The organism is Marinobacterium profundum, from assembly GCF_001528745.1.
In the GTDB taxonomy this organism is placed as follows: domain Bacteria; phylum Pseudomonadota; class Gammaproteobacteria; order Pseudomonadales; family Balneatricaceae; genus Marinobacterium_A; species Marinobacterium_A profundum.
Genome location: NZ_BCNS01000104.1, coordinates 12,364 through 27,526, shown reverse-complemented (window position 1 = coordinate 27,526; position 15,163 = coordinate 12,364). Strand labels below are relative to the sequence as shown.

Here is a 15,163-nt window from a genome sequence, read left to right as displayed (position 1 = left end):
ATGTCAGGATTTAGCATAACGTCTGGGGTTTGAGTTTTTAACCCAGTGGTAACGATCAGGATCTACTTTAAGTAGGTGAGCACGCATCTCATATTGAAGAGCTTTATCGGCACGCATAAAGATGCTGCGTAGGTCGCTATCAATAGTTCGTTCACTTGCGCCGCGTGCAACGGCTTTATCGTACCATTCCTGTCCCAGACTGTAACAACCCGTCTCCATATAAACGGCTCCGATAAGGGTGCAGGGGCGGAAATCGTTATTCATCAGCAGGTGGGCTTTTTCACCAAGTTTGATAGCTTCATCCTTCTGCTTCAGGTCTCGTTTCACACCACCGTGAGTCGTGAAAAGGGCGGATTTAAGCTTGGGATATTTATTTTTTTCGATAGCAATATCACTGAGTAATATGTCAGCAACCCTTGCTTTGTCGCACTTTCTGTAATGACTACTGGCATTAATCGCCATCCACAGGTCTTGGCTCTTTTTGAATTGGTTATCATAGAACTCAGCTTCAATTTGATGATAGGCTGACCTCAATGCATCGCTATAGTACTCTTCGCCATCTGTTGACAGCCAAACTATATCTTTCTCAGTTAAACGCTTTCCTGTATCGACCTGCCGAAGAATATCCATAAGGGTGGCGAAACAGTGTTGTTCAATAAAGAAATCAAGGCCGTAACTCGCGCGAAGTTTTTTATTCCTCATCTTTGCGATGTATTTCGGGTCTTGCTCAAGCGCTTGGCGTGCAGCTTTTGCTCTACCTTGCGCTAGCTTTATTTGGGCTTGCCGAGCGATCTCTTGCTTTTTCTGTTCAGCCTCTTTTACGATCCTTAATGCCTCTGCTTCTTGCTTGCGCTGGATCTGCTCAGCGTTGGCATCTTTATGAAATTCATCAGAAGTTGAGCCGCCGGTAGCATGGCGATGCATAGCCAACAAGCCTTGCCGCTCAAGATAGGTTAAAGCCATGGGGGTGAGGGGCAGGCCTTGTTGCAGTCGCTCAAGGATTGTGGCTAACCGTGTAGCGGGACTGTGAGCACCTGGGAGGTCATCCACGGAATAATAGAACGCCCGATCACTCCAGCTATTGCCGACATGGTTAGTGCCTTTATTGGTTTCTATAAGCACCTTTTTGTTCGAGTAAAAACGCATTTCAGATCCCTCCGTTCCCACATCCATTTACGCTCTGATATCGAAGTTACAACTTTACCCTGTTGAATGCCATCCAGTAACTTTCAAGGTGGCGTAGTCAGTAAGCAAAAGTATGTTTCTTGAGTCAGCGGGGCTTAGCATGTAGTGCGCAATGAATCCGGACACTGATTTAGGGGGTACAGTCGCCACCGCAGGTGAAGCTCTACATAAGCCTGTATTCCAGCCAAACACCGTGATTTCCAGACTCACCGCTCATCAATATTGATGATGCCTCGGCATTTCGGGAAGCGCGGGCAGCCCCAGAAGGCCCGCCCTGCATTTGCCCCCTGACGGGCTTTGCGTTTAACCATTACCGACGAGCACCGCGGGCATGCGGGTATCGGAGTTGTGCTTATCGATGTTTCAGGCGTCTCTTGCGGCAGTGTGGCTGCTGCACTGCGGAGCATCTTGTCGAGCTTGACGCCGTTGAGCAATCCGATTCTCTTGTCGCTGGCAAATGCCCGCGCATCGTCTGTGAAGTCACCCGAGGTTACGACGAAGCCGCCTCGCGCGCCTGCGGCGGCCATAACGCCATATAACTCACGCACTACGGCCACACCCACACTGCGCGTCTTCCAGTGTTTGCACTGGACGAAGAACCTGTAACCGTCTTTTTTCAAGTGAACATCGACCCCGCCGTCAGGGCCTTCCTCGCCTCCATCAATCACAGAGTAGCCGGCCTGCCGGAAGGCCTGGCCCACAAGCAGCTCGAACTGCTGCCAGTTCATGGTGTCCGTGCCTGAGCGCGGCGCTGACGGCCACTTGTCGACGCTCGGGCGCGATGGCGTGGCCAGATACTGCTTGGCCAGCCTGCGTCCGCTGAAGGCTTTGAATATGGATACCAGCGCACCAAAAACAAGGACCATAGGGATAGCATACTGCAGTACATGGAATAGGGGCTGTAGCAGGATTTCGAGCATATTGGTCGGAATCGCGCTCCCAGGCCTGGTTGCTACCTGCACGGTTCGGTCGGCCAAAGGATGCAGCACGAGGTAGCTGGCCGGGGCCAAGATGAGGCAGACCCAGGCGGGTAGTCTGGATGCTGCATGAATAAAGAGCTCAAAGACTGAACTGCGACCTTTGCGTCCCATATGACGATCCCTGTTTTTCTAGCCTTGTTTTCTGTCGTACAGCCGCTCAAATCAATCGCCTGTTGAAGTCTGCCGGCCAGCCCGTGTATCAACGCTGGCCGCTGCTGCTTGAGCGCGTCAGTCTTCTTCCAGTGCTTTAAAGCGTTGCCCCAGATAGTCGATCAGCTTTCGGATCGACGGCAGCAAGCCGCGTCGCGAGGGGAACACGGCGTGTATGATTTCCCGGCGCGGTGCCCAGTCCGGCACCAGCTTGATTAGCGTGCCCTGTGCGAGTTGCTCCTGCATGATCATGGTCGGGAGTTGCACCACCCCTATGCCGCCGATCGCTGCGCTGCGCAAGGCGTACATGTCAGTCGTGACGAAGCGAGGCCTGTGGGGAATCATTGCATGGGCGCCATCCGGCCCCGACAGACTCCAGACATGCTCCTGCTGCGGCGTTCCCAGACCCAGGCTGGGAAATTCACTCAAGCCCGCGGGCGTTTGGGGAAGGCTGTGATGCGCGAGCAGTGACGGGCTCGCCACCAGGGACTGGCTGCGGTCTGCCAGCACGTGCATGACCAGGTCGCTGTTTTCGAGGGGCGGCGGGCGTACCCGTATGGCCAGGTCGATCGCTTCACTGACGGGGTCGACACGACGATTTGTCGCTTCCAGGTAGACAGTGATTCCAGGGTACTGAACCATAAAATCGGTCAGCATGGCGCTGATATGCGCATGCAGCAACGCCACCGGGCAGGTCATGCGAATAATGCCCCTAGGCTCTGCCCGGGTCATTTCAACGGCTTCCTGGGCGGCCTCGGCTTCAACCAGCATGGCCTTGCAGTGCTCGTAATAGGTATGGCCGATATCGGTCACTGAAAAATGGCGGGTGGAGCGGTTTATCAGGCGCACACCGAGGCGCTCTTCCAGCATGCAAATACGGCGACTCAGTTTTGATTTGGGGACCCCCAGGGCTCTGCCGGCCGGTGCGAATCCGCCATGATCCACTACGTTCACGTAGTAATAAAGATCGTTTAAATCCTGCATATCGCTCCTATCGTTCACCAAACAGGACGCTGAGACTCAATTTTAGCCTCTACCCAAAGCCGCTGCGCCAATCTATTTTGCTTATCGTATCGCAACGGTGAGGTGGTCATGAAAAAAGTTCTTGGCGTATACAGCGCGCCCCGGCCGCACTGGGTAGGAGACGGTTTTCCCGTGCGGTCCTTATTTTCCTACGAGGGATATGGCAAGCAGCTCAGTCCTTTTCTGCTGCTGGATTACGCCGGCCCTGCGGAATTCACGCCGTCGGGTCGGCCCCGGGGAGTGGGTGAACATCCCCATCGCGGCTTTGAGACGGTCACTCTGGTGTACCGCGGAGAGGTCGCGCACCGAGACTCAACCGGGCAGGGCGGTGTCATAGGTCCCGGTGATGTGCAGTGGATGACAGCCGGCTCCGGCATCCTGCATGAGGAGTTTCATTCCGAGGCTTTCAGCCGTTCCGGCGGCGCCCTGGAAATGGTGCAGCTCTGGGTGAATCTTCCGGCCCGCGACAAAATGACGGCGCCGGGCTATCAGGCCATTGGTAGCGGCGAGATTCCGGAAGTTCCTTTGGCTGAGGGTAGCGGGTCGGTACGGGTTATTGCCGGTGAGTTCGACGGCCATGCAGGCCCTGCCCGAACCCACTCGCCGATGCATGTCTGGGATATGCGCTTATCCCAGGGCGGGAGTGTCGAGTTACCGCTGCCTGAAGGGTGGAACACCGCGCTGGTGGTGCTGAAAGGCTCCGTCACCGTAAACGGGAACACCGTCGCCACGGGCCCGCAGCTTGTGCTGCTGGGCAACGCCGGAGATGGCCTGGCGCTGGAAGCGACGGTCGATTCGGTGATGGTGTTATTGAGTGGCGAGCCGATTGACGAGCCTATCGTGGGCTACGGCCCCTTTGTAATGAACACCCAGGACGAGATTAGCCAGGCCATCTCCGATATCAATAACGGTCGCTTCGGCCAGATCTCCTCCTGAAACCGCCCGCAGCCGCTCATCCCGGGCGGGCAGGGGCTTCAACCGGGCAGCCTCCTGGCAGCCTGTCGAAATCTAAGGAGTAACGACATGGTTAATCCAGCCAACTTCAACGGTCAGCGCCCGGTCATCGATCCAGATGACGCCGTCATGCTGCTGATCGATCATCAAAGTGGTCTCTTCCAGACGGTGGGGGACATGCCGATGCCAGAGTTGCGCGCACGCGCCGCCGCGCTGGCCAAGATGGCCTCCCTGGCGAAGCTGCCCGTTATTACTACGGCGTCGGTGCCGCAGGGGCCTAACGGCCCGCTGATTCCGGAGATTCACGAGAATGCTCCCCATGCCCAGTACATAGCGCGCAAGGGCGAGATCAATGCCTGGGACAACGCGGACTTTGTCGCCGCAGTGAAAGCCACTAACCGCAAGACGCTGATCATCGCCGGCACTATTACCAGCGTATGCATGGCTTTTCCCGCGATCAGCGCCGTCGCGGAGGGCTACAGGGTTTTCGCCGTCGTGGATGCCTCTGGCACCTATTCCAAGATGGCGCAGGAAATCACCCTCGCCCGGGTAATGCAGGCGGGTGTGGTCCCCATGGATACGGCCGCGGTGGCATCCGAGCTGCAGCGCACCTGGAATCGGGAGGATGCGCAGCAGTGGGCTGAAGTCTACACCCGGATATTCCCCGCCTATCAGCTGCTGATCGAAAGTTATCTCAAGGCGCAGGATGTGGTCACGAATAACGAGGTGCTGGATTCCCAGCGTTAGCCCTGGCAGCCCAGGGCATGGTACTCGGCTGGCGTTAAATGACGCCGACTGGGCTGAGTCGGAGACCGTTTTATGATGCAAGCATTGCAGTTTTCCGCCACCGGAGACCTTGCGGCACTGCGGTTCCTTGAACTCGAAATGCCGGTTGCTGCACCGGGCGAAGTGCTGGTGGAAATTCGTGCGGCCGGCCTCAACCCCAGTGATGTCAAAAACGTACTGGGGCGTTTTCCATACACCACGCTGCCGCGCATACCTGGGCGCGATTTTGCCGGTGTGATCCTTTCGGGCCCTGAACAGCTGCAGGGGCAGGAGGTCTGGGGCAGTGGCAAGGAGCTGGGCTTTACCCGGGATGGCAGTCACGCTCAGTACATGAGGTTGCCCGTCAGCGCCGTCGCCCTGAAACCCGCGACTATGAGCTTTGCTCAGGCGGCGGCAGTGGGTGTCCCCTATATCACCGCGCTGGACGCGCTGGATCGTTGTCAGGTGGTGCAGGGTACGCGGGTACTGATCATAGGTGCTGGCGCCGTGGGTTCAGCCGCGTATTTGCTGGCGAAGGCGCGTGGTGCCCGGCCGCTGATGGCGGTCCGCCGCCGTGAAATTTTCGAACATTATCTCGAGCGTGGCGATAGGGCCATGCTGCTGCAAGGAGAGTCTGATCTTGCGCCCGCGGTGACGCAGGCCTTCGACGGCAGCACCTGCGAGGTCGTCTTCGATACAACCGGTTTCTGGCTGCCAGCGGCCATAGACGCCGTCGGGCGGTTCGGGCGCATTGCCGTGGTTGCGGCGCCGGTCAGTGGGGTAGTAGAGGTGCCAATCTTGAACCTTTATCGCCGCGGTGGCGCCATCCTTGGGGTGAACTCTGCGCTCTACAGCATGCAGGATTGCGTACCTTTCCTGGACCGCATTGGTGAGCACTTCACGCAGCAGGGAGGCGGGCCCTCGGATTTCAGGACCCTAACGCTGGAACAGGCACCGGATGCCTACCGTCGCTGCGATGCGGGCAGCTCCGAAAAGATCGTATTGGTTCCCTGAAGGTCAGGCCACCGGCCTAAGGCCTGGCCGACTGCTAAGAATATATAGAAAGAGGCATTCAGCATTGCTGCCCGGCAAGTGCGGCAATGTCCTACAGAGCCGGGCGCCCAGGCGCGCTGGCGAAACAACCGTAACGAGGAATTTATCATGACAACTCCCTATGTACGATTGGACAAGACGCAGGCCGCAGTTTTGCTGGTGGACCACCAGGCGGGTCTGCTGTCTCTGGTGCGGGATATAGAACCGGATAAGTTCAAGAACAACGTGCTGGCGCTGGCCGATCTGGCCAAGTACTTCGAACTGCCGACCATATTGACCACGAGTTTCGAGACGGGGCCCAACGGGCCTTTGGTGCCGGAGCTGAAAGAGCTGTTTCCCGATGCTCCGTACATTGCCCGTCCCGGACAGATTAACGCCTGGGACAACGAAGACTTCCTCGCGGCTGTCGAGGCGACGGGCAGAAAGCAGCTGATCATTGCCGGCGTGGTGACCGAAGTCTGCGTAGCCTTTCCGGCGCTGTCGGCACTGGAGGCCGGTTACGAAGTCTTCGTGGTGACAGATGCGTCCGGCACCTTCAATCCCCTGACCCGGGATGCTGCATGGGATCGCATGTCGGCGGCGGGAGCCCAGCTGATGACCTGGTTTGGTGCTGCCTGTGAACTGCATCGGGACTGGCGCAACGATGTTGAAGGGCTGGGCGCGCTCTTCTCCAACCATATTCCGGACTACCGTAACCTGATCTCCAGCTACAGTACTTTTCAGGGCGATAAGTGATCAGCGGCCAGCTGTTTATTAACGCTTGTTGAGCGAATAGGCGGGGGATGCGGTAGTGTCAGTATTCCCCGCTATTTTTTGCCGTCGAATTATTCTGGCTGATTAGGCTGAAGCCTTATTGTTCTTGGCACTAAAGGTTTTCGAAAAATTCCGCCGACTTTCAAGGGCGGCAATTCAATCAACAGGGATGCCGGTTTGATTGCCGAGTTAATAACAGGAGGTTACGGTGCCACATGAAGCCAGTTTGTTGCAGGCCATCGTTGTTTTTCTGGCGGCGGCGGTTGTGGCCGTTCCGCTGGCAAAGTATCTGAAGCTGGGAGCGGTGCTGGGTTACCTCTTCGCAGGCGTTGTAATAGGCCCCTCCGTATTGAGATTGATCGAGAACCCCGAGAGCGTGGCGCATATTTCCGAGCTTGGGGTCGTGTTGCTGCTGTTTATCATCGGGCTCGAGCTCTCGCCGCGGCGGCTTTGGGTCATGCGCAAGTCGGTGTTCGGCGCGGGCCTGGCCCAGGTACTGCTCACCGCAATGGTCATAGGTGCAGTGGCTGCGCTGGGGTTCGGGCTGTCTGTACAGGCTGCCGTCGTATTGGGGCTCGGGTTGGCACTGTCATCAACAGCGTTCGGCCTGCAGACGCTTGCCGAGCGCAAAGAGCTCAAAAGCGCCCATGGCCGGCAGGCGTTCGCCATCCTTTTGTTCCAGGACATCGCTGCCATTCCCCTGATTGCGCTGGTGCCGCTGCTCAGTGGCGCCGGTGCTGATGCAAGCGGGGATACCGGCCTGGTGCCTGTGCTCAAGGTGCTCGGCAGTATCGCCATTTTGGTTGTTGGCGGACGCTACTTGCTGCGACCGGTGTTTCGTATCGTGGCCAAGACCGGCATACAGGAGGTCTCGACCGCAACGGCGCTGCTGGTGGTCATCGGGACTGCCTGGCTGATGGACCTGGTGGGTATATCCATGGCGTTGGGAGCCTTTCTGGCAGGTCTGCTGCTGGCTGATTCCGAGTATCGTCATGAGCTGGAATCGCAGATTCAGCCATTCAAGGGGCTGTTGCTCGGCTTGTTCTTTATCAGTGTCGGCATGACGGCGGACATCGGCCTGCTGCTGGTGGCGCCCGGCCTGGTGCTGGCTTTGACGGCCTTGCTGATCGCGCTGAAGCTGCCATTGTTGTGGCTGATAGGGCGGCTGCTGGGCGGGCTCGATGCCGCGAGTGCTCTGCGCCTGGGCGTGGTTCTGGCGACGGGCGGTGAGTTTGCCTTTCTGGTGTTCAATATGGCGCAGGATCAGCAGCTGCTATCGACGGTCACCCATAGTTATCTCGTGCTGGCGATTACCCTGTCGATGGCTGTCGCGCCCTTGCTTATGATGCTGGTTGGGCGACTGCTCAAACCGAAGTCGGAACCTGCAGAGATACCTGAGGGTTTTCAGGATATTGAAGGTGATGAGCCCAGGGTTGTTATTGCGGGCATGGGCCGGATGGGACAGATGGTCGCCCGCGTCCTGCACGCGCAGCGTGTGCCTTTTCTGGCACTGGATACGGCGGTCGACAGCATCGAGCTGTCGCGCAGTATGGGGCACAGGCCCATCTTTTACGGTGATCCCCTGCGCCCGGACATTCTGCTAGCGGCCGGCGTCCCGGCAGCGAAGCTATTCATCATTGCCACCGATGACCCCGAAACCAGTATCAGCATCGCGCAGCTGGTGCGCCGGCTCTACCCCGATATCAGGGTGATTGCCCGAGCGCGCAATCGTCAGGATGCGCTCCGGTTGGCGGGTCTGGGGGTGGAGGCTATACGGGAAACCTTCCACTCAAGCCTGGAGATGAGTCGCCAGTCGCTGCTGGGGCTTGGGTTGAGCGCCGACCAGGCAGACGCGCGCATAAAACGCTTCCAGCGTCATGACGAAGAGATACTGAAGGCCCAGCAATTGGTGCATGACGACAAGGCCGCTGTTATCCAGACGGCCCTAGACGCCCGTGCGGAGCTGGAGACATTGTTTGAGTCAGATGTGCTGGACGGCTCTAAAAAAGGCTAGGGGGTACCCGGCCTCGATCATTCTGTGGGGGCAATGCCCTTGGTGAAGACAGCGATGGCTTCGTCGATCAGCCGTTCCTGCTCAACCGGTGCCGGATTTTCGTGCCCGAGCAAACTGCGCAACTGGAGTTGGCCGGTCAGGGAGTCGAGAAAAAGGATGGCCCTGGCATGGGCATCGCCCGGAGTCACGAGTCCGGCGCCGTCGGCCCAGATAAAGTACTCGGTGAGACAGCGGTAGGATGTGGCCGGTGCGGCGTTGAAAAAGGTACGGGCAGAGGCCGGTGCCCGCAACGCCTCGGCGATAATCAGGCGGTGCAGGGCAATGGTGCGGGGCGACAGCAGAACTTCGAGAAAGGTGTGTGCTATTGTCGAAAGCGCCTCACGCAGCGACAGCCTTTTGAGATCCAGGTGCGTAAGCGGGGTGACGATTTCCGAACACATCTGCTCGACGATGGCGGCGAAGAGGCCGTCCTTGTCGCCGAAATATTTGTAGAGCGTGCGCTTGGAGCCACCGATCTGCGCGATGATGCCGTCGACGCTGACACCGGCGTATCCCGCTTCGAGAAACATCTCGCTCGCTGCGTTAATGATGGCTTTGCGCTTTTCGATCTGCCGTGGCTGATTCATGAATCTGATTCTTTCTCAAAAAAGGTACGGTAATAGATCGTACAGTTTAGGGTGCGCTCAAGGATAAGTGCCTTCGCGCATCGCATCAAGCCTGTTAACAGGCTCGTTACGGCCGCCAGGGGGCTCGACTTTCGTATTTCAGCCGCCAGCCGCCAGCTTTCTGCAGGCGTGGCCAGGGGGCTGAGCCGGTGTTTTTCATTGTTAGAAAGTATCAAGTTTCAATTTGTAATAATTAAAAGCAACGTAATAGTCATTGACTCAGAGCATTTACGGGTTTAGTTTAATCTCAAAAGGTACGGTACAGTACCGTACCTAATAATTAAAAGATTACTCGAGAGGTGCCGTGATGCGTTTCGTGAACTTTGCACAGAGTGGCCGTAAAGGCTTGGCTATTGAGAAGGAAGGTACGCTGAGAGGGCTGCTGGCGGGGGATGCGGCTTATCCTGGCAGCCTGCAGGATCTGGTTTGCGGGGGCGCTGAAGCATTTCGGGCTGCTGAGCAGGTTCTGGCGGAGGCTCCGATCATTGATAGCGGTACGATTCAGTACCTTCCGCCGTTCGAGCGTCCGGGAAAAATTGTCTGTGTGGGTCTCAACTATGCCGATCACACCAAGGAAAGTCCCTACGAGCAGCCTGATTATCCGACCTTTTTTCCGCGTTTCGCGACATCCCTGATCGGTCACGAGGCTGCTATGGTTCGGCCTCGCCTGTCCGAGCAGCTCGACTTCGAAGGCGAGTTGGCGGTGGTTATAGGTACTCTGGGGCGTCATATCCCGCGAGACCAGGCGTTGGCCCATGTTGCCGGTTACTCGATCTTTAATGAAGGCTCGATACGAGACTATCAGTTCAAGTCCCCGCAATGGACGGTAGGCAAGAACTTCGATGGGACAGGCGCCTTCGGTCCGGTGTTTGTGACTGCTGATGAACTGCCCGCGGGAGCCAAGGGGTTGGGCCTGATCACCCGGCTGAATGATCAGGTGGTGCAGCAGGGCAACACCAGCGACATGATATTCGATGTGGCCCAACTGATTTCGATTCTGAGCGAAGCCGTTACCCTCGAGCCGGGTGATGTGATCGTGACCGGTACGCCCGCGGGTATTGGCTGGGCTCGTCGCCCGCCGCTGTTTATGAAGCCCGGCGATCTTTGCACTGTCGAAATAGAGGGTATCGGAACCCTCAGTAATAAAGTCGAAGACGAAGCAGTATTGGCTTGATTCATTCGACCAGGATGCCTTCGCTGATAAGCGAATGAAAGCTTAGATACTGTCGATAATCGCCATTATTGATAATTGGGTTCGCGGCTTTTCTGGCTATTTATGGAAGGCTGCGTGCTTGAGGAGTTCATGAAATGCTAAGAATAAAAGATATTAATCATGTTGTTTATCGCCACCGAGATCTGGACGCCGTCGAACGCTTCCTGACGGACTTTGGCATGGTGACTGCGCAAAAGACTGCAGATCGACTTTATATGCGCGGTACCGGTCCACTGCCGTATGTTTATATTGCCGAGCGCTCGGAGCAGACGGGCTGTTCGACCCTCGCTTTCGCGGTCGAAGAACGGGCCGACCTGGCATTTGCACAGACGTTGCCGGGTGGCTCGCTGATTGAAGCCATCGAGGGGCCCGGAGGTGGCGAACGCGTGGTACTGACCGACCCGGCTGGGCTGCGTGTCGAACTCGTTCATGCTGTGGAGGCCGCTGAGCCTTTGCCGATGCGCAAGGCGCTGACGTTGAATTCTGCCCAGAAAAAACAACGCTTTGGTGAAGTGCAGCGCCCGGCAAAAGCACCGGCGCAGGTGATGAGGCTGGGCCATATCGCCATCGGTGTCGAGGACATGCCGGAAAGCCTCAGCTGGTACCGGGAGATGCTAGGCTTGATTCCGTCAGATCTTGTGGTCGAGTCTGATGATCAGAATCAGCCTGTTGCTGCGTTTCTTCGACTCAACCGGGGCGCGGACTGGACCGACCACCATACGGTCGCGCTCTTCCAGGCGCCGCAGGACAAAGTTCATCATGCCTCCTTCGAAGTACAGGACTTCGATGCCCAGTGCCTGGGGAATACCTGGATGCATGAGCGGAACTGGACACCCTTCTGGGGCATTGGTCGCCATTTACTGGGCAGCCAGATATTCGATTATTGGCTGGACCCTTCCGGCAATATTATTGAGCACTTTACCGATGGCGATCTTCTTAATCATGAATCTCCACTGGGGCATACGGCCGCCTGCGATGACAGCCTCTATCAGTGGGGGCCATCAATGTCGGTAGAAGATTTTCTCGGCGAGGCTTCAGCCTATTCGCTGAATAAATAACAGCAGTAAACAATAACCTTCAATTATTAAAGCGGAATTTTATCAATATTCTCTTCGAGGTGAGTCGAGTTTTATTGTGACAGCGGCACAAGCTTCGGAAATCTTCGGAGTGGTTGTTTTGCGGATTATAAACGGTGCAGATTAACCCAAACGACAATAAATATAAGGAGAGTCACCATGTGGCATAAATACCTAATGAGTGCCTGTATCGCCTCTTGTCTGACGTTGTTCCAGGCAACTGTGGCCCATGCCGGAGAAACCTTCAGGTTAACGGTCGGGGCCAGCCATCCCAAGATCCTGCCCTGGGTGGGGGTTATCTCGAATCATTTCATTCCCGAAGTCACCCGGCGGGTCGAGGCACTGGGGAAGGACTACAGCATCCAGTGGCAGGAGGCCTACGGAGGGCAGCTCTACAAGGCGAACGCCACGCTGAGCTCAGTGGCCGAAGGTATCGTCGATATCGGCTGGGTTTTCAGCAATCTGGAGGGCGCGAAGCAACCCCTGAGCCAGGTGACCATCTATGCGCCGGCGGTGACGGATGATCCGGCGCTGATGATGGAGGTTTTCAATGAGTTGAACGAGACGGTTCCGGCGCTGAAGGCGGAGTGGGAGCAGAACAACCTGGTCTTTCTGGGCGCCTGCAGTGGCGACACCTACCAGATGTTCACGACTTTCCCGCTTAACTCGGTAGAGGACCTGGAGGGTCGCCGAATTTCGGCGCCCGGTGTACTCGCGTCCTGGATGCGCGGAACCGGGTCTGTGGCGGTCAACGGTGCGCTCACGACCTATTACACCGATTTGCAGACCGGCCTGTCCGAAGGCGCGCTATCGCTGACATCGGGAGTCATGGGAATCAAGCTGTACGAGGTTGCGCCTTACGTGACCAAGGTCAATCTCGGGTCGACTTACTTCGGTGCGCTGGCCATCAACAAGGATACCTGGGGGCGCTTGCCAGAGGATGTGCAGCAGATCATGAAAGAGGTTGGCCTGGAGTACTCGCGCAAACTGGGTGAAGCCGTTATGGCTAACTACCACAACGGAATGCAGAAATTGGCCGAGGAGGGTGCCGATGCGACGCCGGCGGTGGAGGTCCTCGAGTGGTCCCGCGAACAGCGACTGGCCTGGGTCAGTGCCATGCCCAACATCGCGGCACAGTGGGTACAGGAGAATGAAGCCAACGGCTTGCCTGCTCGCGAAGTGCTCAGTGCCTACATGAATGCGATGCGTAAGCAGGGCGTCGAGCCACTGCGCAACTGGGATCAAGAGCTGTGAGCACGCTGGAGGTCAGCATGAATACCAATACGGCACTGCAGCAACCGGCGCAGGCAAGCGGCTGCCGGGCCAGGCTGCGACTCTCGCCATTGCATTACCTGATCGACGGGATGAACGGCATCGGCTCGCTGTTGATATTCGCGATGATGCTGTTGATCTGTGGCGATGTGGCATCCCGGTCGTTGCTGAGCCAGCCCATCTACGGTGTTGCGGAGTTCGTGTCACTGTCGATCGTCGCCATCGTGTTTATGCAGCTTGCCAGCACCCTCAGGCACAACCGCATGGCGCGGGCCGATATCTTTCTGGACAGCTTTATCGGGCTCTGCCCGCGCCTGGGTAGGCTCCTGCGGGCGCTGTTCAGTCTTGGCGGGCTTGTGGCCTGTCTGATCGTGCTGCATGCGACGCTGCCCATGTTCCTGAACGCCTGGCACGACAATGATTACGTAGGGGTGCCGGGGCTGTTTACGCTGCCCACCTGGCCCGTTCGACTGGTGATACTGGTGGGGTCTGCCGCCACCATTATCCAGTACGGGCTGCATATCTATGGCGATGTTCGTGGCTGTATGGCCCCGGCCAAAAGCCTGCAGGAGGAATGACAATGACTGCCATTGAAATAGGTTCGCTTTCGATTGTACTGATGCTCGCCGCGATCTTTTTCGGCATGCATATTGGTATGGCGCTGATCCTTATTTCTTTCTCGAGTCTGGCGATTCTGAGGAACCCGGAAATCGCGAGCCGCATGGTCGGCGCTGCGGTCAATGACTCGATCAGCGAGTACCTGTTTGGCGTTGTACCGCTCTTTGTGCTGATGGGCATGCTGGTCTCGGTCTGCGGGGTGGGGCGCGATACCTTTGATGTGGCGGAATGGTTATTGCGCAAGATCCGCGGTGGCCTGGGTATGGCGACCGTCGGTTCCAATGCCGTTTTCGCCGCCATCACCGGCGTCAGTATCGCGTCCGCTGCCGTGTTCACCAAGGTTGCGGTGCCGGAAATGATGCGACACGGCCATAGCGCCCGTTTTTCGGTGGGTGTAGTCGCGGCCAGCTCGATTCTGGGCATGTTGATACCGCCCAGTCTGTTGATGATTGTCTATGGTGTTCTGGCGGAGGAGTCGATCGGTAGCCTCTTCATCGCCGGCGTGATTCCGGGCATCCTGCTGGCACTGTCTTTCTGTGTGCTCATCGCCTTGATGACCCGGTTCTGGCCCGGCTTTATCGGTGAAGCCAGCGCTGACGAGAGCCTGCGTAACAAGGAAACCCCGGCGTCGGCCAGCCGCAAGGCCTTGCCAATACTGTTGCTGATTCTGCTGGTGCTCGGCGGACTTTACGGCGGTATCTTCACACCGATCGAAGCCGGTGCCGTCGGGGCCTTCGGCGCCTTTTGCCTGGCCCTGGCGCTGAGAAGGCTGACGCTCGCCTCGCTGTGGAAGGTACTGGTCGAAACCGGTCATGTGTCGGTGGCGGTATTGTTTCTGATCATGGCCGCCAGCCTGTACAGCCGCATGCTGGCGATGACGGGCCTGCCCGCGGGGGTCGCGGACCTGATGGGCAGCTATGGGCTGGGGCCCTATCAGTTCCTGCTGGTCTATATCGCAGTGCTGCTGTTGCTGGGCTGCATTCTGGATTCGGTGTCCATCTTGCTGATTCTGGTGCCGATCGTACTGCCGATTGCCCAGGCGTTCGGAATGGACCTGATCTGGTTCGGCGTGATCACCATTATCGCTGTCGAGATTGGCCTGATCACACCGCCATTTGGGATCTCGGTTTATACCGTCAAGGCGGCGCTGGATGATCAGAGTATCGGCATCAAGGAGATCTTTATCGGCGTTATGCCTTTTATCGGCTGCATGTTGCTATTGCTGGCATTGCTGGTGGCTGTTCCGGGAATTACAACGGTTCTGATTCGCTATTAGCCTGACGGAAAAATAGGTTCCCTACCTATTTTTCCGTCACCCCACAAAAACAGGCGCAAGTGCGTGAACGTGCTGGTTTTTGTGGGGTTCGCATTGCCCTGCGGGCAATGATGAAGCATCCCTGCTTCATGTATTAACCCGTCGGGCCAGTAATTATAAAATATAA

General features: G+C 57.2%; 14 protein-coding genes. 10 read left to right on the top strand and 4 right to left on the bottom strand.

Annotated elements, in window-relative coordinates:
* Positions 1–3: 3 nt before the first annotated feature.
* The 3 genes from MPRO_RS10295 to MPRO_RS10285 form a co-directional block, all read right to left on the bottom strand.
* Positions 4–1,146, bottom strand: coding sequence for a hypothetical protein (locus tag MPRO_RS10295; protein ID WP_067291444.1), 1,143 nt, complete (start codon positions 1,144–1,146; stop codon positions 4–6).
* A 245-nt stretch (positions 1,147–1,391) separates the two neighbouring features.
* Positions 1,392–2,276 (bottom strand): restriction endonuclease, encoded by an 885-nt coding sequence (locus tag MPRO_RS10290; protein ID WP_067291440.1) that lies wholly within the window; start codon positions 2,274–2,276, stop codon positions 1,392–1,394.
* A gap of 117 nt (positions 2,277–2,393) precedes the next feature.
* A complete protein-coding gene (locus MPRO_RS10285) occupies positions 2,394–3,299 on the bottom strand; it encodes a LysR family transcriptional regulator (protein ID WP_067291437.1) in 906 nt (301 codons plus the stop codon).
* A gap of 171 nt (positions 3,300–3,470) precedes the next feature.
* On the opposite strand from MPRO_RS10285, the gene MPRO_RS10280 reads away from it, so the two are divergent.
* From MPRO_RS10280 to MPRO_RS10260, 5 genes are all read left to right on the top strand, one after another.
* Positions 3,471–4,274, top strand: a complete 804-nt coding sequence (locus MPRO_RS10280) for a pirin family protein (RefSeq protein ID WP_245635067.1) — start codon at positions 3,471–3,473, stop codon at positions 4,272–4,274.
* Positions 4,275–4,361: 87 nt separating this feature from the next.
* Complete coding sequence (locus tag MPRO_RS10275; protein ID WP_067291431.1) at positions 4,362–5,039, top strand: isochorismatase family protein; 678 nt, start codon at positions 4,362–4,364, stop codon at positions 5,037–5,039.
* Between the two features lie 72 nt (positions 5,040–5,111).
* The gene (locus tag MPRO_RS10270) at positions 5,112–6,071 is read left to right on the top strand and encodes a quinone oxidoreductase family protein (protein WP_245635066.1); all 960 of its coding nucleotides are present in this window, start codon (positions 5,112–5,114) and stop codon (positions 6,069–6,071) included.
* A gap of 147 nt (positions 6,072–6,218) precedes the next feature.
* Positions 6,219–6,845 carry an isochorismate family cysteine hydrolase YcaC gene (gene ycaC, locus MPRO_RS10265; protein ID WP_067291428.1) on the top strand — a complete coding sequence of 209 codons (627 nt, stop codon included), beginning with the start codon at positions 6,219–6,221 and terminating at the stop codon, positions 6,843–6,845.
* 226 nt (positions 6,846–7,071) lie between these two features.
* Positions 7,072–8,877, top strand: a complete 1,806-nt coding sequence (locus MPRO_RS10260) for a monovalent cation:proton antiporter-2 (CPA2) family protein (RefSeq protein ID WP_067291425.1) — start codon at positions 7,072–7,074, stop codon at positions 8,875–8,877.
* Positions 8,878–8,894: 17 nt separating this feature from the next.
* Here MPRO_RS10260 and MPRO_RS10255 read toward each other — a convergent pair whose 3' ends face one another.
* The gene (locus MPRO_RS10255; protein WP_067291421.1) at positions 8,895–9,503 is read right to left on the bottom strand and encodes a TetR/AcrR family transcriptional regulator; all 609 of its coding nucleotides are present in this window, start codon (positions 9,501–9,503) and stop codon (positions 8,895–8,897) included.
* Positions 9,504–9,849: 346 nt separating this feature from the next.
* Here MPRO_RS10255 and MPRO_RS10250 point away from each other — a divergent pair, with 346 nt between their 5' ends.
* The 5 genes from MPRO_RS10250 (at position 9,850) to MPRO_RS10230 (ending at position 14,997) form a co-directional block, all read left to right on the top strand.
* The gene (locus MPRO_RS10250; RefSeq protein WP_067291420.1) at positions 9,850–10,716 is read left to right on the top strand and encodes a fumarylacetoacetate hydrolase family protein; all 867 of its coding nucleotides are present in this window, start codon (positions 9,850–9,852) and stop codon (positions 10,714–10,716) included.
* Between the two features lie 134 nt (positions 10,717–10,850).
* Positions 10,851–11,813: a VOC family protein gene (locus MPRO_RS10245; protein WP_067291419.1), complete on the top strand. Its 963-nt coding sequence runs from the start codon at positions 10,851–10,853 to the stop codon at positions 11,811–11,813.
* Positions 11,814–11,990: 177 nt separating this feature from the next.
* Positions 11,991–13,085, top strand: a complete 1,095-nt coding sequence (locus tag MPRO_RS10240) for a C4-dicarboxylate TRAP transporter substrate-binding protein (protein WP_082708633.1) — start codon at positions 11,991–11,993, stop codon at positions 13,083–13,085.
* Positions 13,086–13,102: 17 nt separating this feature from the next.
* The gene (locus tag MPRO_RS10235) at positions 13,103–13,681 is read left to right on the top strand and encodes a TRAP transporter small permease subunit (protein ID WP_067291414.1); all 579 of its coding nucleotides are present in this window, start codon (positions 13,103–13,105) and stop codon (positions 13,679–13,681) included.
* Between the two features lie 2 nt (positions 13,682–13,683).
* On the top strand, positions 13,684–14,997 hold the full coding sequence (locus MPRO_RS10230) for a TRAP transporter large permease (protein ID WP_067291411.1): 1,314 nt from the start codon (positions 13,684–13,686) through the stop codon (positions 14,995–14,997).
* Positions 14,998–15,163 lie beyond the last annotated feature (166 nt).